This is a genomic window from Haloferax prahovense, assembly GCF_000723845.1.
GTDB classification, from domain to species: domain Archaea; phylum Halobacteriota; class Halobacteria; order Halobacteriales; family Haloferacaceae; genus Haloferax; species Haloferax prahovense.
The window spans coordinates 376,128-395,177 of sequence record NZ_LK053000.1 but is presented as its reverse complement, the minus strand read 5'-3'; the positions used below and the strand labels follow the sequence as shown (position 1 = coordinate 395,177).

Sequence of the window (19,050 nt, the reverse complement as noted above, 5' to 3'; positions counted from 1 at the left end):
GTCGACCGCGAGCGTCCGCCACCCACTTGCATCACGCTCGCGGCGTGCTGACGACGCTGTCGAGGGCGGCTTCGAAGCACTCGAGTGCCAGGTCGAGTTCCCGGTCGGTCACGTCGAGCGGCGGCAGGAATCGAAGCGACCGCTTACCGCAGCCGAGCGTGAGAAGCCCCTCGGACAGCGCAGCCTTGAGAACCGCGTCGCGACGGTCCTTGGTGTCGAATTCGACGGCAGTCATCAGCCCGAGACCACGCACGTCGGTGAGACAGGGGGTCCGCTCGGCGAGCCGCGAGAGAGCTGCACGGAGCTTCGTACCCTTCTCCGTGGCGTTCGCCATGAGGTCCTGTTCCTGAATGACGTCGAGCGTCAGCGTCCCCTGAATCGACGCGAGGATGTCGCCCGCACCCCACGTCGATGACAGTCGCGCTTCGGTGTCCGGGAACAGTTCTTCGTTCGCCACCGTCGCGCCGACGCGAAGCGCCTTCGCACTGGTGATGACGTCCGGTTCGAGGTCGTAGTGGTCCGAGGCCCACAGCTCGCCGGTCCGACCCACGCCGGACTGAATCTCGTCGGCGATGACGGGGATGTCGTGTTCGTCGCAGATGGCCTGCACCTCGCGCATGAATTCCTCGCTCGGGACGTGATAGCCACCTTCGCCCTGAACGGGTTCGAGGATGAGAAACGCGACCTGGTCGGCGGGGAGGTGACCGTGGGTGTCGTCGAGTTTGTCGCGCAGCGTCTCGAGACCCGCCATCGAGTACGGTACGTCGTGGATGCCGCTCACTTCGGGGAACGTGCGACGGTGGACGGACTTCGAGCGGTTGAGCGACAGCGCACCGAGCGTGCGGCCGTGGAACGCCCCGTCGAAGGTGATGCCGTACTTCGGAGTCTCGCAGGCGTCGTAACAGATTTTGATGGCGTTTTCGACCGCCTCGGCCCCGGAGTTCGACAGGAACACCGTGTCGAGATCGTAGTGGTCGGTGAGGTCGGTCAGGCGGTCCATGAGGTGGGCCGGTCCGGGCAGCGACGCCGTCTCGGGCGACCCACCGGTGCTCACGTAGAAGTCCTGGCCCGCGATTTTCATCGGGTCGACGAGGTCGAGGTCGTCGAGGCGGGACTGCAGTTCGGGGTTGTTGTAGCCGAGCGGGGCGGCCGCGACGTGGCTCGTGAAGTCCAGCAACACGTTGCCGTCGGGGTCGGTACAGAACGGACCGACGGCGTCCTTGGTGATGTCCCACACGAACTCGTAGACGTACGTGCTCGTCGCGGCGGTTGAGTGGTGATACTCGACCCACTCTGAGGCCTTCGGTCCCGGGAGCGACGTGACGGTCGGCTCGACTGAGTCTCGATCCATACGAACACCCTGATGGACAATGTAACATAAATCTACCTAGAAAGATGAGTAACGACCTCAAAATCATCACTCAGCAACCAATCGTCTGATTCTTTGAGAGAGTAGTTTGGTAATAACGAACTATCTCGGCGCGTGCGAACGCGTCGCAGGTCGCGAATCGGCGGCGGTTCGCGCCGAGGGAGCCCCTCGTGAAGAAACTCGCCACGCGCCGGCGTCACAGGGCGTTTGGCATCGTCAAAGTCCGGGTCATCGGGACGGGTCGAACGTGGTCGTTTCGAGGTTCACCTCGATGATGTTCGCCGCCTGCATCACGAGTTCGGGGATTTCCGACCGAAAGCGGTCCCCGGAGAGTCGGCTCGTCGGCGCAGTAACGCTGACCGCCCCGCAGACGTCGCCGTCGACGCCGCGAATCGGCGCGCCGATAGAGCGCATGCCGCGAAGTTCCTCTTCGTCGTTGACCGCGTAGCCTCGCTCGCGAATCCGCTCGAGTTCGTCGAACAGCCGGTCGGTGTCGGAGATGGTGTTGTCGGTCTGCTCGACGAGCCCCTGGTCATCGATGATGTCGCGGACGCGGTCGTCGTCGAAGTGGCCGAGCATCGCCTTCCCGGTCGCCGTACAATGGAGGTACTGCGGGGCCTCGCGCATCCGCAGGTGATAGTCCGTCGCGACCGCGTTGTCGCCGCGACTCTCGTAGATGGTCACCTCCTTGCCGCGGGAGACGACCGTCAGGTGGACGTACTCGCTGGTCTCGTCCGCGAGCTTGTCCACCTCGAGTTGTCCCGCGCGGTACAGCGGCGTCTCGTTGCGCACGGTTTCGCCCATCGTGACCAGTCGGAGGCCGAGGCGATAGCGGCCGTCGACCTTCGCCACGAATCCTTCTTCTTCGAGCGTCGCGAGATAGGTGTGGACGGTCCCCTTCGAGGCGTCGAGTTCGTCGCAGACGTCGCTGAACGTCGGGTCGGGCCGTCGCTGTATCGCGGCCAGAATCTCGCTCGCCGTCTGTACGGATTTGATTCGACGCGGGCCGTCCGCGGGGCGACTGTCGTCCATACGAACCCGGACTCGGTGGAGTGCCATTAGTTCTGTTATATCAAACTACGATTCGACTGATAACGCCGTTTGTCTGCTATCGACGCAATCGTGTTTGTCTTTCTCAAACATTACGCGCCAAAATCTCCAAATAAAAATTTATATGGGACATTCATGATTGTTCGAGTGGTATGGATTATCAACCATCTGGCCGCCGCCGGGACGCACCCGCGGTGGGCCGGGTGCGAGCGCGCACGTATCGGCTTCCAACGACGGTCGGTGAACGCGGACCAACGGTATGCGCCGACCGCGCCGCCCCGGTCTCGGGCGGACTCGTCGGCGGAACACCGACGAGTCGGGCGGGCGATAGACGGCGACCGGTGGAGGTGCCACGATGGGGTTAGCGTTCGAGCCCCGCCTGTACGAGGAACTCGACGCCGACGAGCGACCGTCGCTGCTCGAAGCGTTGGTCCCCGTCTTCGGGATGCTCGTCTTCCTCGGTGTCGGCATCGTCGTCTACGGCCTCGACCCGCAGTTCCCCCTGTTTTGGGGCATCACCTTCACCGGGCTGTTCAGTCGGTACTGGCTGGGCATCTCCTGGGCGGACCTCTACGACGGCATCACCGACAGCCTCCACATGGGGATTCAGGTTATCCTCATCATGTTCGTCGTCTACGCGCTCATCGCGACGTGGGTCGCCGCGGGGACGATTCCGAGCCTGATGTACTACGGCCTCGACCTGCTGACGCCGACGATATTCCTGCCCATCACGGCGGTGCTCGCGTCGATCGTCACGTTCGCAATCGGGTCGTCGTGGACGGCCGCCGGCACGCTCGGGGTCTCGTTTATCGGCATCGGCGCCGGACTGGGGATTCCAGCCCCGATGACCGCGGGTGCCATCCTCTCAGGAGCGTACATGGGCGACAAACAGTCGCCGCTTTCGGACACGACGAACCTCGCGGCCGCCGTCACGAACACCGACCTGTTCGACCACGTCAACGCCATGCGCGACAGTTCCCTCGTCGCGTTCGGCATCGCCGTCGTGCTGTACGCCGTCCTCGGCGTCCAAGCCTCCGGAAACATCCCGGTGGGACGCATCGCCGAGATTCAGGGCGCGCTCACCGGGTCGTACGCGATCTCGGTGCTCACCTTCGCCCCGCTCATCATCACGTTCGGTCTCGCGCTCTACGGCGTTCCCGCGTTGCCGGCGCTCGGCGCGGGCGTGTTCGCGGGCGCAATCACCTCGGTCGTGATGCAGGGAACCGCCTTCGGGGCCGTGTGGTCCATCGCGCAGTCGGGGACCTCGCCGTCGACCGGGATGGAACTCGTCGATGGCCTGCTGGCCAGCGGGGGTATGATCGGCGGCGCGTGGGTCGTCACCATCGCCATCGCAGCGCTGTCGCTCGGCGGGATGCTCGAACGCGCCGGCATCCTCGCCGTGCTTGCACACCACCTCGGCCGACTGAGCCGCGGTGTCGCGAGCCTGACCGGCGTGACCGCCGTCTCCGCGGTGTCGATGAACGTCCTCGCCGCCGAGCAGTACATCAGCATCGTCGTCCCGGGCATCACGCTCCGGAATCTCTACGAGGAACAGGGACTCCAAAGCGAGAACCTCTCGCGGGCCATCGAGTCCGCGGGGACGACCACGAGCGCGCTCATCCCGTGGAACAGTGGGGCGCTGTTCATGGCCGGTACGCTCGGCGTCGGGACCCTCGAGTACGCGCCGTACTACTTCTTCGGCCTGCTGTCGCCGCTCGTCTTGCTCCTCATGGGCGTGACTGGCTGGCAGATCACCTACCAACCTGGCGCGGCCCCCGATGACGCCGGCGACCGTCCCGGCTCGCCCTCGTCGACCGACGACTGACGAGGAACCGCCCCTACAGATTCTCGCCCGCGACGATTTCCTCGACTCGCCCGTGGTCGAACAACTGTTCGTCGGCACTGAAGTCGGGGTAGTCGTCGCCGTCCTGGTAGGTCGGCCAGTCGCCGAACTGGTCGGGGTAGAGCTGTTTGGCGGTCATCTCGGTCTGGAACAAGTTCATGAGCGGGCCCTGCCACCGGGTCCCCTGCGGGTAGACGCGGTCGTTCTGGACGGCGGCCAGTTCGCGGCCGACCGGGTCGTCCCGGAGGTTCTGTTTCAGCCCGTCGAAGTCGACGGTTTCGGTGACCGTCCACAGCGACAGAATCACGTCGGGGTCGGCCTCCAACAGCGCCTCCATATCGACCTCCTGGAACGGCCCCGTGAACTCCTCGTCGCCGAAGGCGTCGACCGCGCCGAGCGGCCGCGTGTGAGCGTTCCAGTAGCCGGGCGCGTTCAGCCGAAGGAGATAGATGCTCGAGAGGTCGGTCGAGAGAGAGAGGTACGCGGCGGTCGGGCGTTCGGACTCGGCCGGCAGCCCGTCTTCGACGGTGGTGAGCTGCTCGTCGCGGACGGACTGCAGCGCCTCGTAGCGCTCGCGCTCGCCGTACAGCGACGCGACGCGGTCGAACAGCTCCCAGAGGTCGTAGTACTCGTAGCCGTCGGCCCACTCCTCCGGGGGCGCGGCGTTGAAGTTGCTGTAGTAGTTGCCGAACCACGGGCCGATGTTGTCCGCGACCTCGTCGATGTCGGCTTGGTTCCAGTTGTCCTGCGTGGACACCCACGCGGGGTCGACGAGGTGGAGGTCGCTGTCGAGTTCGTACAGCCGCTCTTTCGTGAAGCCGTACTCGCCCGCGGCGTCAGCCCACTCGATGTCGAAGTCGTCGAAGCCGGCGGTGAAGTACTCCAGGCCCGCGACGGTGCCGTCCCACCAGAGGTTGTTGACGGTGTCGCCCTGCCCGAGCGCGCTCGCCATGTCCGGGAACCACGGGAAGTGGGTGAACACGTTCGTCGGCGGCTCGTCCAGTGTGACCGTCCCGACCGGCGACAGTTCGGCCTCGTAGCTCGAGTTGGCCGCCTCGGTCGTCGTCTCGGCGGCGTCCGTCTCGGTTTCGGTCTCCGTGGCTGTCTCGGTCGCCGTCGTCGTCGACGTCGTATCGCCCGACTGCCCGGCACACCCTGCGAGGAGTCCCCCACCGAGAAGTGCGCCACCGTACTTCAGGTAGTCTCTCCGCGTCGGACCCGCGTTCTCGTCCGTCTCGTTCATACGAATTAGGGCCACCTAAACCAATATAGATGCTTCGAAGTTTAGGTGGGGCTAAAAATCATTGACACGAGCTGAACAGTCGGCTTACGACTCCGCTCCGGTGATGATGTCGGCGACGCGCTGGTGGTCGAACAGTTGTGCGTCTTCGTCGTGAAGGGTCTCGATGCCGTCCCACGCGCCGAACTGCTCGGGGTAGAACTGCTTGGCGACGATTTCGGTCTGGATGAGGTTGATTATCGGCCCCTGATACGACGTGCCGCCGCGGTAGAGCCGGTCGTTTTGCACCGCGGTGAGTTGCTGGCCGAGTGGGTGGTCGCGAAGTTGCTCCATCCGCGTCTCGAACTCGCTGTGCGAGAGACTGGCGAAGCCGTACGGGAAGACCAGGATGTCCGGGTCGGCTTCGAGCAACTGCTCGTAGTCCCAACTCGCGTAGCTCCCGTCGATGTGGGGACCGAACCCGTCGACGATGCCGAGGTCCTGGTACTGCTTTTTCCCGTTTCCGGCACCGATGGGATACGCGTCGAGCGACCCCTCCGAGAAGTCTGAGAACGACGAGATGAGGCCGATTTCGGGGCGCTCGCTCTCCGGGGGGAGCTTCGCCTGGATGTCGGCGATGAGCGTGTCGTGGACCGTCCGTATTCCCTCGTACCGCTCTCGTTCGTGGAATACGTCGGCGACCTTCTCGAACGCCTCGTACAGCGAGTAGTACTCGTAGTCGTGCCAGTCCTGGCCGTGCCGCCGGATGTAGTTGCCGACCACCGGGCCGACGTTCGACGCGATTTCGTCGAAGTCCGCGGCCGAAAACCCGTCGTGTTTCAGGCTGACGAAATGGGGGTCGAGCAGGTGCACGTCGGCGTCGAGTTCGTAGAACACCTCTTTGTCGAACGTCCCCGACGAGAGCTGACGGACGCCATCAAACGAGACGTCGACGCCGGGAAGCGTGTCGTAGAACTGCAGCGGCCACCCCTCGCGGTAGACGAGCGCCTCCAGCGAATCGAGTTTGCCGAGGGCGATTCCCATGTCGCCGTAGTTGCTGTAGTACGCCATCCACGTCTCCGGAACGGCGTCGAACGCAACGTCGCCGGCGGGAGCCATCGTCACCGTGTACGACGTGTCTTCCGGCGTGGCCGTCTCGGTCGCCGTCGGTGTCGCGGTCTGCGTTGCGGTCTCAGTCTGCGTCGCAGTCGAGTCGCGCTGCGAGCAGCCGGCAAACAACCCGCCGCCGAGGACCGCACCACCGAACTTCACGTAGTCTCGTCGCGTCGGACCTCCGCGTCCGTTGTCATCTGTTGGCATGCATTTTTAGGCTCGCCTAAATCAACATAATCACTTCGGTTCCGCGGTGTTGGCCGCCGCTGCTGTCGCGTCCCACCCAGCGCGGCCGCTCGAAGTGTGTTCGACACCGAGTCTCAGTTTGCGGCCGTCGCCCCGACGACGCCCGGCGGCGAAGCCGCGCGTTAAGGTTCGGACACGCCGACGACCTGCTTGCCGATGTTGTCGCCGGAGAACAGCCCGAGGAACGCGTCGGGCGCGTTCTCCAGCCCGTCGACGACGGTCTCGCGGTGTTCGAGGTCGCCCGAGGCGACCCACGAGCCGAGCTGCTCGCTCGCCTGTTCGAACCGGGTCGCGTAGTCACCGACCAGCAGTCCCTGCACTTTCGCCCGCGGCGCGATGAGTTGCGGGAGCTTTCGCGGGCCGGTCGGCACGCCCTCGTCGTTGTAGTGGGCGATCTGTCCGCAGACGGCGACGCGGGCGTCGAGGTTCAGCTTCGTGAACACCGCGTCGGTGATGGGGCCGCCGACGTTGTCGAAGTAGACGTCGACGCCGTCGGGCGCGGCGTCGTCGAGCGCCGACCGGTAGTCGTCGACGTCCTTGTAGTTGATCGCGGCGTCGAAGCCGAGGTCGTCGGTGAGCCACGACACCTTCTCGTCGGAGCCCGCGAAGCCGACGACGCGACAGCCGTTGAACTTGGCAATCTGGCCGACGACGGAGCCGACCGCGCCGGCCGCGCCGGACACGACGACCGTCTCGCCGGGCGAGGGGTCGCCCACCTCGAGCAGGCCGAAGTACGCCGTCCGGCCGGGCATCCCGAGCACGCCGAGATAGGCGGGGAGGTCCGCGACCGAGGGGTCGACGGGCGCGACCTCGCTGGCGTCGAGGACGGTGTAGTCGGCCCACGTGCCGTTGCCGGTCACGAAGTCGCCGGCGTCGTACGCCTCGCTTTCGCTTTCGACGACTTCGCCGACGACGCCGCCCTGCAGCGGCTCGCCGACCGACCACGGGTCGGCGTACGACTCCGTGTCTCGCATCCGGCCGCGCATGTACGGGTCGACGGAGAGGTATCGCACGCGTACGAGGAGTTCCCCGTGTCGCGGGTCCGGTATCTCGCCCTCGCGGAGTTCGAAACTGTCCATGTCCGGTTCGCCCTCGGGGCGCTCGGCAAAAATCCACTCGCGGTTTGTCTCTCGCATACTCGAACACCAACCCCCGACGGTAACGACGGTGTTGTTTCCAGCAGCACCGTCCGGTTCGACGGGGGTACATCGGGCGTCGGGGAGCTGTCTGTCGTTGTCTGCCCTCTCTCATCGTCGGACGACCCCGAATCACTCGCCTTGTTACTTCTGTACAACCACCGATTCGATCGTGTTCAGGAGGGCAGAGATATCGACATCTTGGTACGGTGAAAAGCTGGCAGAATACAGATTCCGATCCGGGTCTTGAGCGATAAGTAGTGCTTCCGGATCGAAGAAGTAAATCTGTGCCCAGCACTCCTTATTTGGGATGTTCAGATCTAAGTTAACCCGCCGGAACACCAGTTCTCGGGCACCGTCTGTCAGTTCCTGTTCTGTGTACTCGGAGCGTGCGTCATCATCGGCGTACAAGAGCCTGGCTGAGGCACCGTCGTACATGCCGACGAACCGGAGTTTGTCTCCGAGGAGTTGGGTTACTGTTTCGACGAACCGGCAGCTTGTCTCACTCGTCGGGTCGGCGTCCTGCCACTCTACGTGTATGATGTCCGTACGGAGATGCTCCCACGCCGCTTCACCGAAGTCAGTCAGTCCGTAATACCGTCCAACAGTTCGCTCTTCTGGCGCGTGGAGTTCCACGATGTCCTCCTCGCGTAACTCCGAAATCGCCCTGGAGAGATGTGACCGTTGGAGCGCCGTGTTTTCTGCGAGTTCGGTTGGGGTCGCAAGGGTAGCTCTCGCCAACCCCTTTAGCACGTGCTTTCGGTATTTGGAACTGAGGACGAACGAGCGTGCCGCTTCGATCCTGTCTCGTTCCATTATCTCATATACAGCGAGCCGGTGTTATAGGCCATGTGTTGGTATACTTTCACATGTGTACCAGTCCGGTACCAGAACGAATATACTCTGGTACACGGAGATAGAAACGATGGACAGCATCAGTTCAGGAATCCCCGGGTTGGATACGGTTCTTCATGGAGGGTTTGCCAGGGGAAGAATGTATCTGGTGAGAGGCGAGCCAGGTGCCGGAAAATCGCTGCTTGGTGCACATTTCCTCGAAGCCGGTCTCGAGGCGGGTGAATCGGTTGTCTATATGCACGGTGAAGAATCGAAAGCGAACGTCTTGCTGAATGCGAAGCAAGTCGATATCGACATTTCTGGGGCGCATTTTCTCGACCTCGGCCCGGAAACCGAGTTTTTCACCGAAGACCAATCGTACGATCTCGTCGAGCCGGGTGATGTACAGTCGGAACGACTCACCGAAGACATCATGCACGCGATCGAGGAGTACAATCCGTCACGCATACTCATCGATCCGATAACGCAGCTCAAGTATATCGAGACAGACCAGTACCAGTACCGTAAACGTCTCCTGTCGCTCATGCGGTATCTCCGTGACCGAGAGACGACAGTCGTCGGGACACTCACGACCAGAAGTGACGACAGCGGGAACTGGCCGGAGGACGCCGAGTCGCTGAGTGACGGACTGCTCGATCTCACAAATGGAGCTGCTGGACGCCGATTCGAAGTGAAGAAACACCGCGGGCTCGGTCAGGAGGCTGGGACACACGGACTTGAGATCCGCGCGCAGGGGCTCGAAGTGTATCCGCGGATCGCCCCCCAACAGCGAACAACGCCGTTCGACCCGAACGTCCTCACTTCGGGGAACGACAGTCTCGATGCACTGCTGGGGGGCGGTATCCGAGAGGGCTCTGTAACGTTCATTAGCGGCCCGAGCGGCGTCGGGAAGACGACGACTGGAACACAGTTCTTACACGGCGTTGCCAGCCAAGGCAAAACCACCCTCGGGTTCCTCTTCGAGGAGTCGACGGACCAGTTCAGCTACCGTGCTGAAAAACTCGGGACGCCTGTCGGGGACCTCGTCGATCGCGGGCTGTTGGAGCTACACGGTATCGAACCGCTCGTACGCTCGCCTGAAGAGTTCGCACAACTCGTGCTCGATGCCGTTGAACGACGGGATCCAGAGGTCGTGCTGATCGATGGCATTGCGGGCTACAAGATGTCGATTCGGGGTGATGACATGCAACTCGTCCGACGGCTTCACACACTCACACGGACGTTGAAGCAGCGAGATATTTCGGTCATCATCACAGACGAAGTTGGCAGAGTGACCGGGGTTGAGTCGCCGACGAGCGCAGGTGCCAGCTACCTGGCGGACAACGTCGTGTTTCTGTCGTACGTCGAGCAGGCAGGAGGGATGGAACGGATGATTGGCGTGCTGAAAAAGCGCCTCGGCGATTTCGATAACCAGTTTCACCGGTTCACGATCGAAGATGCACAGGGGCTGCAACTGCACGGGCCCTTTGAGACGGCCCCAGACATCACTCGCGGACTCTTCGACGAGTGAGCTGTCCCACGACTGTTTGGCGGTCTTAACTGATGTTTGAGACGAGACACGACGAGACGACGGTTCAGTTGCTCGTGAGTGGTGAACAAGACCAATCAGCAATCCGCGACCTGCTGTTGTCGGAGTACGATGTCGTCGTCGACGACGAGATTCAACCCGCGTCGTGCTACCTGATTGAAGACCGCCTCCTCCCGAAATACGGCTCTCAGCTATTAGCGCACAAACAGGCCGAACATCCGACGTTTTGTCCGGTCGTGGTGATCAAGCGTCAGGACTCCTCGTTCAGCCTCGGGGGTACACAGCAGGTGTGGCAGCGAGAGCAGGCCGTCGTCGACGATATCGTCGCTGCACCGATCAACGAGCAGGTCCTCAACTATCGTCTCGAAAATCTCTGTATCCGACGGGTACAATCTCGAAAGCTGACGACCCAGTACGAACAAATCGAAGCGCGATACGAACGGCTGTTCGAGTCCGCAGAGGAGGCCATCATCGTCGTCGATGTCGAGTCGAACGAGATCGTCGAGTGCAACAGGGCCGCTTGCGAACTCTTCGGCTACTCCAAGTTCGAACTACAGCGACTCGACCCGTCGGGCGTCATCCAGTTCGAAGACGGCTGTGAGTTCACCGAGTTCACCGAGCACCTCTCCCAACAGGATGCTGGCGTCACGAAAACACTCATCTGTACCACACAGTGGGGACAGAGCGTCCACGCCGAGGCCTCTGCAGCGGCGATCGAAAACGCCGAACAACAGTCGGTGCTGCTGTTAATTCGAGACATCTCCGAACGGGTCCGGCGACAAAAACAGATTCGTGTACTCAACCGGGTATTGCGACACAACATCCGAAACAGTATAAACGTCGTCAGCGGGTACGGCGAACTCATCTCCGAATCGACGGCCGACGACGACGTCAGCGCGTTCGCAGCGAAGGTCGTCGACCGCTCCAAAGAGTTGCTCGATCTCAGCGAGAAGTCCAGAACCGTCAGTAACGCGCTCCAGGCGGGAGATGAGTTACAGTCACTTGACGTCGTTGCGGTACTCAACCGAATTCGAGCAGCGCTCTCCGACGAGTATCCGCATGCGCGAATCGAGCTGACCGCCCCTGAGAGTGCGCACGTCTTCGGAAACTCGTATCTGCAGACCGCGCTGTACGAACTCTGTGAGAACGCGATCGTCCACTCGACGCAGGACGCGCCGCTCGTCGACATCTCCGTAACTGAGGCACAATCAGCCGTAACGGTTCGGATCGAAGACCGTGGAACCGGTATCTCCGAACAGGAGCTTGCGATGCTCGAAGGCGAAGAGACCGCGTTACGTCACGGGAGCGGGCTCGGTCTGTGGATGGTGAACTCCGTCGTCGACGGTATCGGCGGCGAGCTCGATATCAGCACCGACAGCACTCGGGGAAGTGTGGTCACGGTCTCGCTCCCGCAACCTGCGGACTGAGTCGCGCTGTTCTCGCGGACCACCTTCGCCGACCCCAGCCCCTATCTGGCCCGGCCGACTACGCGACGGCGAACCATGCAGGTCGCAGTCATCGGCGCGAACGGCGGTATCGGACGACAGCTCCTCCCCCGACTCGCGGACGCCGGCCACGACCCCATCGGCGTCGTCCGGGACGAATCGCAGTTCGAGGCGGTCCGCGACCGCGGCGGCGAGCCGCGACTGGGCGACCTCGAAGGCGACTTCGAAGCGGCGCTCGATGGGGCCGACGCGGTCGTGTTCACCGCCGGCTCCGGCGGGTCGACCGGCGCGGACAAGACGCTCATGGTCGACCTCTGGGGCGCTCGACGGGTAGTCGACGCCTGCGTCGAGGCGGGCATCGACCGCTTCGTGATGGTGAGTTCCATCGGTGCTGGCGACCCGCTCGCGGGGCCCGAGCCCCTACGCCCGTACCTAGTCGCCAAGCGCTGCGCGGACGACTACCTCGAACAGTCGTCGCTCGATGCGACGATTCTCCGCCCCACGAGGCTTACCGACGCGGACGGCACCGAGGCCGTCTCGCTGACCGTCGAGAGTCTCGACGGCGACACGCCCGAGATTCCGCGGGCCGACGTGGCGCAGGCGGTCGTCGCCTGTCTTGACATCGACCGGACGGTCGGCGAGACGCTGCATCTCACGGGTGGCGAGACGCCCATCGAACGGGCGCTCCGCGGAGACGACTGAGTTGGGATTATCTGAATAGTGACACCCAACACAAGCAATAGGAGTGCAATAAATAAACAATAGTGAGATAGAGGAGTCAGTTTTTGCTGATACAAATAGAGTAACAAACCCGGAAATCCAATACTTCTATTGGGGATTCGAAGTAGATTCAGACAGATAGTGGCTACTATCTGCAGTTTAATATTTTGTACGCACAGTCTCGAGAATGGTACTCTAATATAAAAATGCACAAAAATAGCACAACTATATTGATTCTCCACCTAACTATATCAGAAGATACAGTCAAGAAACGTGGTCAGCGAGAAGTGGCAACCACGTAAGAGGACATCCCACAGTCTGTGCTGTGGGGAAGAGACGACAACTGTCCTCGGGAGTAAAATCGACGAGTGGTACGTGTTTCTCCCGGCTACCAGTTACCGGTCGGTGTCTTGTATTGACGATTGTACATCGATGTGCCTAGTTGTTGATGGTGTCGCCGACAGCAACGTTACGAGTCGCGAGCTGTTGGACGACGAAGAGCGTGATAATCACGCCAGCGCCCGCGTACTGAACTGTCGAGTTGGGGTACACCATCGTGAGGACACCAACCACGAAGAACGCCACTCGAGTGCCGAGTTGCGCCCATTTGCCGTAGCCAAAGCGGTAGTTGATTCCGTGGATGATGCTAATACCGCCCAGCAAGATGAGCAACCCGGTGAAGACGGCACCGCCGCTGAGTACCCCTGAGACGATGACAGGGTGGTAGATGAACGAGAACGGCAAGACGAACAGTGGGGCGGCGACTTTGATGGCTTCGTAGCACGTCTCGACGAAGTCGGCATTCGCGATACCGGCGGCGACCGCGGCACACGTCGCAATCGGTGGCGTGAGTCCCGAGAGAATCGCGCCGTAGAAGACGAAGAAGTGGGCAGCCAGGTCGGGGACGAGGAAGCGACTGACGAGCGTCGGGGCCACGAGGAGTGCCACAACGGTGTAGGCGGCAGTCGTCGGCATCCCCAACCCGAGGAGGATACAGATTACCATCGAGATCAAAACAGCGACGAGCATGATGCCACCCGAGATATCCATCATCGAGAGGGTGAGGATTCCGGGGACGCCCGTAGTCATGAGAATGTCAACAACGCCGTTGATCGCCGCGAGGATAATGGCGATGGGTGCCGTGATGATCGCACCGCGCCGGAAGCCAGCCACCGTGTCCGAGAGCGTCTCTCGAGTCGCGGCCGTCACCGAGCGCGACTCGTACGCCGCCTGGAAGACGGGGAATGTGATGCCGGTGATCAACATCGTGACCGCGGTGTACAGCGCGGACGTCATCACAGTTAGCTGAATAACGCCGAGCGTGTACACCAACACGCCGAATGGGATGATGAACTTGACCGTGTCGACGAGGGTGTCCCGACGAGTCCGGTCTTCCAGCTCGTCGAGGACGGCGTCGACGTCGATCGAGTCGAGCTGATTGCTCGCGATGTAGTGAACCGCGAGAATTATACACACCATCATGATCATTGCCGGAATGAGCCCCGCGGTGATGACGGTCACATAGCTGATGCCGAGAAGCGAGGCCATGATGAACGCCCCCGCACCCATAACTGGTGGAAGAACCTGCCCAGTCGTGGATGCGACCGCCTCAATCCCCCCTGCTGTCGAGGGCTTGATGCCGTTTTCTTTCATCATCGGGATTGTGAACGACCCGGTCATCCCGGCGTTTGCGGTCTGTGAACCGTTGATCGAGCCGATAACTGCACTTGCGACGACAGCGGTCTGTGCAACGCCCGAGTCGATGTACTTCGACGTTCGGACGGCTCCACGGAAGATGAGGTCGAACGCACCGTAGCTCTCCAGCAGCCCCGCATAAAGCAAGAAGAGCGCGATCCACGCCGCGACTAACTGAGTCAGGAAGCCGTAGAAGCCGGTGATATCGAGTGCGAGCAAGAGGAGCAGTCGGCTGTAGCTCAACCCGCTGTGCCCGAGGATACCGGGAATCAGATCACCGAAGTAGCCGTACAGGAGCGCACCCACAAGGATGCTAAGGAACGTCAGCCCGAACGAACGCCACGAGAGGTAGACAATTGCTGCAAGGAATGCAGCTGCCAAGGCGTACTCGTGTGGAAACGCGTAGCCAACACGGTCGATGTACAGTTCCCTGAAGTGCAGGTTGACGTAGACGGTGATGGCAATGGTGATTACCAACGACCCGAGTAACAGGGCTGCGTCGAGATAGTCCCGATCAGTGATGACGTCTTCGAGTTCGTTGAGGATGTACACCCCGATTGCACCGGCAATGAACAGGACACCATACTGTGCCCGCGGCATCGACACGGTGTAGGCATAGAAGATAACGAGTGCCCACAACGCGAGAGCAGCGAGCGTTACCGTCCCACCCACCGCGTCTTCCAGGTCTGTTGATCTCAATCGCTGGATACGTCTTGCTACCATGGTTCACTCTCACAGTAGATTCAAACATATAAATTAGTTATGGTAGACTCAGTCATATGGCGACGTCTCGCATGACAGCAGACAAACGAATCCGCACCTGAGACGTCCGAGTACATCGGCTCTCAGTTTCCGGGGAGCGTGACTGAAGTCGTTGGGAGGCAATCTCAGCTGACGAAAACGGGAGTGGGGCAGGTTGCAGGCTGTCGGGCGGTCAGGAGCTAGGCAACGATGACTGGACACTCGGCGTCAAGCAGGACACCCTGTGTGACGCTCCCGAAGAGCACTTTCCCAACCGGAGAGCGACTGGCGGGCGCCATGGCAATCGCGTCGGCGTCACAATCCGCTGCAGTCTGTACGACCGTCGCCGCTGGGTCGCCGTGAGCCGCCTCGAACGTCCAGTCAATTCCGTGCTCGTCCAGTTTCTCGCGGGCGACAGTTACGCTCGATGGCGGATCGTACTTTTCGAAGAGTTCCTCCGACGTCACGTGTCCACCGCTGTCGTCGATTGCATCGAACTCCTCGAACACGTTGAGGATCGTGACGGTGACGGCTGACTCGGCAGCGGGGAGGTCGGCAACTGCGTCGACGGCGGCTGCCGTCCGGTCTTCATTCCCGTCGACCGCAAGTAGCACGTGATACATGGGTTACTCGAGGAGTCGTTCTTCGAGGTCGCCCACAACATCCAGCGTCGTTGCCGAGCCACCGATGTCCGGGGTCCGCGGTGCGTCCGAATCTGCTAGCTGTGCACCGACGCCGTCCCAGAGCGTCTCGGCGAGGTCGTCCTCTTCGAGATGCTCGAACATCAACGACATCGACAACAGCATCCCGACCGGGTTCGCGATGCCCTCTCCCATGATATCGAAGGCGCTCCCGTGAACCGGTTCGAACATCGAGGGGAACTCCCCGCTTGGGTTGATGTTCGTCGACGGGGCCATCCCAAGACTCCCGGAGATGATGCCACCGATGTCGGTGAGGATATCGCCGAACAGGTTAGATGCGACGACGACGTCGAACTCGTTGGGACGACGAACGAAGTCCATACTCCCGGCGTCGACGAGGAGTCGTTCGACGGTGATGTCCGGGTATTCCTCGCTAACCTCCTCGACGATTTCGTCCCAGAACACCATCCCGTAAGCCTGTGCGTTCGACTTCGTGATGTTGGTTAGTTTTCCACTCCGCTCTGTCGCGGCCTCGAACGCGGCCCGGACGATCGCTTCGGTCCCCTCGCGTGTGTAGACCGCTGACTGGACTGCGACTTCGTTCCCGAATCCTTGGTGTTCGCGTCCACCGACGTCGGCGTACTCGCCTTCGGTGTTCTGCCGGTAGACAACGAGATCGATATCGCCGCCCTCGTAGCCACGAAGCGGGCTTTCGACCCCATCAAAGAGATACGAGGGGCGCTTGCAGATGTGCTGGTTGAATCCCTTGGTGATCGGGAGGCGAAGGTTACGGAGCGTAACGTGATCCGGCACGTCTGGGTGACCCACCGCACCGAGCAGAATCGCGTCAAACTCTTTGAGCGTCTCCAAACCGTCGTCGGGCATGAGCGCACCCTCTTCGAGATACCGCTCGCTTCCCCAGTCGAACCACGTCGTCTCGATCTCGACGCCGTGGGCCGCAGCAAGTTCGATGAGAAGTGGCTCGGTTGCCTCTGTCACTTCAATTCCGATACCGTCGCCTGGAATCACCGCTATGTCATACGACATCGGTCCGATTGATGCTCTATCTTGATAAAAATATTTGGGTGGCGACCAACCAAGGGGGTATCTCGCCCTCAGGCCGACTACCACAGGACCGACCCCCTGACGATAATTTGAGTACCAATCAAATATTGGAATTAACAACAAGGTTTATCATCGATGTACATGAACGTCAAGAGCGGATGTCTAAGCAAGCACACAGCGCACGGACTAGACGGAGTATTCTCAAAGCAGCCGCTGCGGGTGCCGGGACCGTTGCAATCACCGGCTGTCTCGGTGGCGACAGCGAATCCGACAGTGGGTCTGGCAGTGGATCCGGCGGCGATTCAGGGTCGGACGGCGGCTCGAGCGATGATTCGGGTTCGGACGGTGGCTCAGGTGGTAGCTCGTACCAACTACGGATGGGCGGCTCCTCACAGGGGAGTACGGCGTTCAACTCGATGCAAGCACTTGCTCGAGCACTCAACGAGCACAGCGACTCCCTCCGAATGACCGTCGAGCAGACCCAGGGGAACGTCGCCAACATGTACCAGTACGACCAGGGCAACATCCCTGCCATCGCGACGGACAACAACACGATCAACAAAGCGGTCAACGAAACGGACCGATTCAACGATGAACCGGTCGACAACATCGGCTATCAGTCGTTCCGGTTCAACGGTCTCGACATCTTCTGGGTTGCCGTGGAAGGCTCTGGAATCGAATCGACCGCAGACTTCGCGGGGAAAACCGTCTACCCGATTCAGCCGGGCTTCGGGACGCGACTACTCACCGAAGAGGTGATGCGAGTCGCCGGAATGTGGGAGGAAGTCGACATCATCAACGTCAACACGAGCGACATCCCTGGTGCGATCGAAGAGGGACGCGTTGACGCTGTTGCGGTGTACGGGTCGAATCGCGTCGAACTGACTGGCTGGGCAAAGCAGATCGACGCTCGAAACGACGTCTATCTCGTCGATGTCGCCGACGACTTCAAACAGGCCATCGAAGAGGTCGGCGGCGCACGTTTAGCCGAAATCGAGCCGTACGGGTGGAATCAGGAGGTCACGAAGGTTACCGACTCGATCGTCAGCTGGAATCTTGACCTGCAGTGTCTGCTCGGCCCGGAAGTGCCAGCAGACGCCGCACACGAACTGGCTCGGATCAGTCACGAACACGGCGAGACGATCCGAGAGGCCGACCAGACGTACGCTGACCACTCTGACCCGGCAGATATGGCCACCGCAGTCATTCCAGAACATCCGGTCCACCCGGGTGTTGCTGAGTTCTACAAGGAACAAGACGTGTGGGACGACTCCTGGACCGTCGGCGACGAAGCGTAACGAAACCAAACTGACGGACGTTTCGTTTTTTATGATAGTCACCGATTGTACTTCGTACTCAGTATGTTCGTATATAAAGTTCCGTATCATGGCACACACTCGATGCTGATTGGCGGCCAGTATGGGGTCTCACTTCGTTGCGTTCGAAGACGGATGGATGGACACGCGAACAACCGTAATGATTGTTGAGTGAATATGTGTGGGTGTGACTCACACGAACACTACGTGTGTACGGCGAGACACGCGCGCCAATCCGAAGTGAGACTCCGAGTGTTCTGTTCCACATTGTGAAACTTTATGTGTCATCGCTGAGAATCACGACTAACGGAAACACAAACCATGAAAACGACACACAAGCTGTTCAGGATTATCGAGGAACTACGAGACCGAAACGGGGCTCGAGTATCGGAACTGGCGACGGAGTTAGAGCTGCCCAAGAGCACGGTTCACCGGCATCTCAAGACACTCGAGGAACGAGAGTACGTGATGAAGACGGGAGATCTCTACTATATCGGCTCCCGGTTTCTTTACATCGGTATGGGTGTAAACAACCGACACGAGGCGTTCGCTCAGATCGAACCGAAAGTCAAAGCACTCGCCTCGGAAACTGACGAACGTGCTCAGTTCATGATCGAAGAACACGGTTACCTCGTGTACATCTATCGAGAAACCGGAGAACACGCCGTTCAGACGAACACGCAGCTCGGAAAGCGAATGCCAATCCACGCGACCTCCGGCGGAAAAGCGATTCTCGCTCAACTGACCGACGACCAAATCGCTCGCATTATCGAGCGTCATGGGCTCCCAAAAGTCACCGAGAACACCATCACGGACGAAGACGAGCTCTACGACGAACTCCGCGAGATCAGAGACGAGGGCGTCAGTTTCAACGATCAAGAGTATATTGAGGGTCTCCGGTCCGTCTCAGTTCCAGTTATCAAGCCGAACGGACAGCCGTTAGGTGCGATCGGTATCTCCGGTCCACAGAACCGGTTCAAAGGTGAATTCTACCGCGAAGAACTGCCAGACAAACTCCTGGGTGTCGTCAACGAGGTCGAGCTCAATATGAAATACCAGTAGACGACT

At 60.8% G+C, this 19,050-nt stretch carries 15 protein-coding genes; 6 read left to right on the top strand and 9 right to left on the bottom strand.

Features of this window, described 5'->3' with window-relative positions:
- Positions 1 to 31: 31 nt before the first annotated feature.
- On the bottom strand, positions 32 to 1,351 hold the full coding sequence (locus BN984_RS01875) for a class-III pyridoxal-phosphate-dependent aminotransferase (protein WP_049967514.1): 1,320 nt from the start codon (positions 1,349 to 1,351) through the stop codon (positions 32 to 34).
- Positions 1,352 to 1,597: 246 nt separating this feature from the next.
- Positions 1,598 to 2,401, bottom strand: coding sequence for an IclR family transcriptional regulator (locus tag BN984_RS01870; RefSeq protein ID WP_008096093.1), 804 nt, complete (start codon positions 2,399 to 2,401; stop codon positions 1,598 to 1,600).
- 373 nt (positions 2,402 to 2,774) lie between these two features.
- On the opposite strand from BN984_RS01870, the gene arcD reads away from it, so the two are divergent.
- Positions 2,775 to 4,244: an arginine/ornithine antiporter ArcD gene (gene arcD, locus BN984_RS01865; protein ID WP_008096095.1), complete on the top strand. Its 1,470-nt coding sequence runs from the start codon at positions 2,775 to 2,777 to the stop codon at positions 4,242 to 4,244.
- A 13-nt stretch (positions 4,245 to 4,257) separates the two neighbouring features.
- Here arcD and BN984_RS01860 read toward each other — a convergent pair whose 3' ends face one another.
- From BN984_RS01860 to BN984_RS01845, 4 genes are all read right to left on the bottom strand, one after another.
- Entirely contained in the window at positions 4,258 to 5,505 is a 1,248-nt protein-coding gene (locus BN984_RS01860; protein WP_049967513.1) for an ABC transporter substrate-binding protein, read from the bottom strand.
- Positions 5,506 to 5,589: 84 nt separating this feature from the next.
- Complete coding sequence (locus BN984_RS01855; protein ID WP_049967512.1) at positions 5,590 to 6,801, bottom strand: ABC transporter substrate-binding protein; 1,212 nt, start codon at positions 6,799 to 6,801, stop codon at positions 5,590 to 5,592.
- A 161-nt stretch (positions 6,802 to 6,962) separates the two neighbouring features.
- Complete coding sequence (locus BN984_RS01850; protein ID WP_049967511.1) at positions 6,963 to 7,976, bottom strand: NADP-dependent oxidoreductase; 1,014 nt, start codon at positions 7,974 to 7,976, stop codon at positions 6,963 to 6,965.
- Between the two features lie 144 nt (positions 7,977 to 8,120).
- On the bottom strand, positions 8,121 to 8,792 hold the full coding sequence (locus tag BN984_RS01845; protein WP_049967510.1) for a winged helix-turn-helix domain-containing protein: 672 nt from the start codon (positions 8,790 to 8,792) through the stop codon (positions 8,121 to 8,123).
- 109 nt (positions 8,793 to 8,901) lie between these two features.
- Here BN984_RS01845 and BN984_RS01840 point away from each other — a divergent pair, with 109 nt between their 5' ends.
- From BN984_RS01840 to BN984_RS01830, 3 genes are all read left to right on the top strand, one after another.
- Positions 8,902 to 10,341: an ATPase domain-containing protein gene (locus tag BN984_RS01840; protein WP_081909217.1), complete on the top strand. Its 1,440-nt coding sequence runs from the start codon at positions 8,902 to 8,904 to the stop codon at positions 10,339 to 10,341.
- Between the two features lie 32 nt (positions 10,342 to 10,373).
- Positions 10,374 to 11,786 carry a PAS domain S-box protein gene (locus tag BN984_RS01835; RefSeq protein ID WP_049967509.1) on the top strand — a complete coding sequence of 471 codons (1,413 nt, stop codon included), beginning with the start codon at positions 10,374 to 10,376 and terminating at the stop codon, positions 11,784 to 11,786.
- Positions 11,787 to 11,861: 75 nt separating this feature from the next.
- Positions 11,862 to 12,506, top strand: coding sequence for an SDR family oxidoreductase (locus BN984_RS01830; RefSeq protein ID WP_049967508.1), 645 nt, complete (start codon positions 11,862 to 11,864; stop codon positions 12,504 to 12,506).
- Positions 12,507 to 12,962: 456 nt separating this feature from the next.
- On the opposite strand, the gene BN984_RS01825 is transcribed toward BN984_RS01830, so the two are convergent.
- The 3 genes from BN984_RS01825 to BN984_RS01815 form a co-directional block, all read right to left on the bottom strand.
- Positions 12,963 to 14,942 carry a TRAP transporter permease gene (locus BN984_RS01825; protein ID WP_233517265.1) on the bottom strand — a complete coding sequence of 660 codons (1,980 nt, stop codon included), beginning with the start codon at positions 14,940 to 14,942 and terminating at the stop codon, positions 12,963 to 12,965.
- 218 nt (positions 14,943 to 15,160) lie between these two features.
- Positions 15,161 to 15,583: a universal stress protein gene (locus tag BN984_RS01820; RefSeq protein ID WP_004975953.1), complete on the bottom strand. Its 423-nt coding sequence runs from the start codon at positions 15,581 to 15,583 to the stop codon at positions 15,161 to 15,163.
- 3 nt (positions 15,584 to 15,586) lie between these two features.
- Entirely contained in the window at positions 15,587 to 16,648 is a 1,062-nt protein-coding gene (locus BN984_RS01815) for an isocitrate/isopropylmalate dehydrogenase family protein (RefSeq protein WP_049967507.1), read from the bottom strand.
- A 125-nt stretch (positions 16,649 to 16,773) separates the two neighbouring features.
- On the opposite strand from BN984_RS01815, the gene BN984_RS01810 reads away from it, so the two are divergent.
- Both BN984_RS01810 and BN984_RS01805 read left to right on the top strand, forming a co-directional pair.
- Entirely contained in the window at positions 16,774 to 17,964 is a 1,191-nt protein-coding gene (locus tag BN984_RS01810) for a TAXI family TRAP transporter solute-binding subunit (RefSeq protein WP_233514248.1), read from the top strand.
- A 339-nt stretch (positions 17,965 to 18,303) separates the two neighbouring features.
- Positions 18,304 to 19,044 carry an IclR family transcriptional regulator gene (locus BN984_RS01805; RefSeq protein ID WP_004975960.1) on the top strand — a complete coding sequence of 247 codons (741 nt, stop codon included), beginning with the start codon at positions 18,304 to 18,306 and terminating at the stop codon, positions 19,042 to 19,044.
- Positions 19,045 to 19,050: the final 6 nt, after the last annotated feature.

Excerpts from the sequence above, each read along its gene's own strand:
- BN984_RS01875 (WP_049967514.1), bottom strand. The coding sequence starts at position 1,351 with ATGGATCGAGACTCAGTCGAGCCGACCGTCACGTCGCTCCCGGGACCG.
- BN984_RS01870 (WP_008096093.1), bottom strand. The coding sequence starts at position 2,401 with ATGGACGACAGTCGCCCCGCGGACGGCCCGCGTCGAATCAAATCCGTA.
- arcD (WP_008096095.1), top strand. The coding sequence starts at position 2,775 with ATGGGGTTAGCGTTCGAGCCCCGCCTGTACGAGGAACTCGACGCCGAC.
- BN984_RS01860 (WP_049967513.1), bottom strand. The coding sequence starts at position 5,505 with ATGAACGAGACGGACGAGAACGCGGGTCCGACGCGGAGAGACTACCTG.
- BN984_RS01855 (WP_049967512.1), bottom strand. The coding sequence starts at position 6,801 with ATGCCAACAGATGACAACGGACGCGGAGGTCCGACGCGACGAGACTAC.
- BN984_RS01850 (WP_049967511.1), bottom strand. The coding sequence starts at position 7,976 with ATGCGAGAGACAAACCGCGAGTGGATTTTTGCCGAGCGCCCCGAGGGC.
- BN984_RS01845 (WP_049967510.1), bottom strand. The coding sequence starts at position 8,792 with ATGGAACGAGACAGGATCGAAGCGGCACGCTCGTTCGTCCTCAGTTCC.
- BN984_RS01840 (WP_081909217.1), top strand. The coding sequence starts at position 8,902 with ATGGACAGCATCAGTTCAGGAATCCCCGGGTTGGATACGGTTCTTCAT.
- BN984_RS01835 (WP_049967509.1), top strand. The coding sequence starts at position 10,374 with ATGTTTGAGACGAGACACGACGAGACGACGGTTCAGTTGCTCGTGAGT.
- BN984_RS01830 (WP_049967508.1), top strand. The coding sequence starts at position 11,862 with ATGCAGGTCGCAGTCATCGGCGCGAACGGCGGTATCGGACGACAGCTC.
- BN984_RS01825 (WP_233517265.1), bottom strand. The coding sequence starts at position 14,942 with ATGGTAGCAAGACGTATCCAGCGATTGAGATCAACAGACCTGGAAGAC.
- BN984_RS01820 (WP_004975953.1), bottom strand. The coding sequence starts at position 15,583 with ATGTATCACGTGCTACTTGCGGTCGACGGGAATGAAGACCGGACGGCA.
- BN984_RS01815 (WP_049967507.1), bottom strand. The coding sequence starts at position 16,648 with ATGTCGTATGACATAGCGGTGATTCCAGGCGACGGTATCGGAATTGAA.
- BN984_RS01805 (WP_004975960.1), top strand. The coding sequence starts at position 18,304 with ATGAAAACGACACACAAGCTGTTCAGGATTATCGAGGAACTACGAGAC.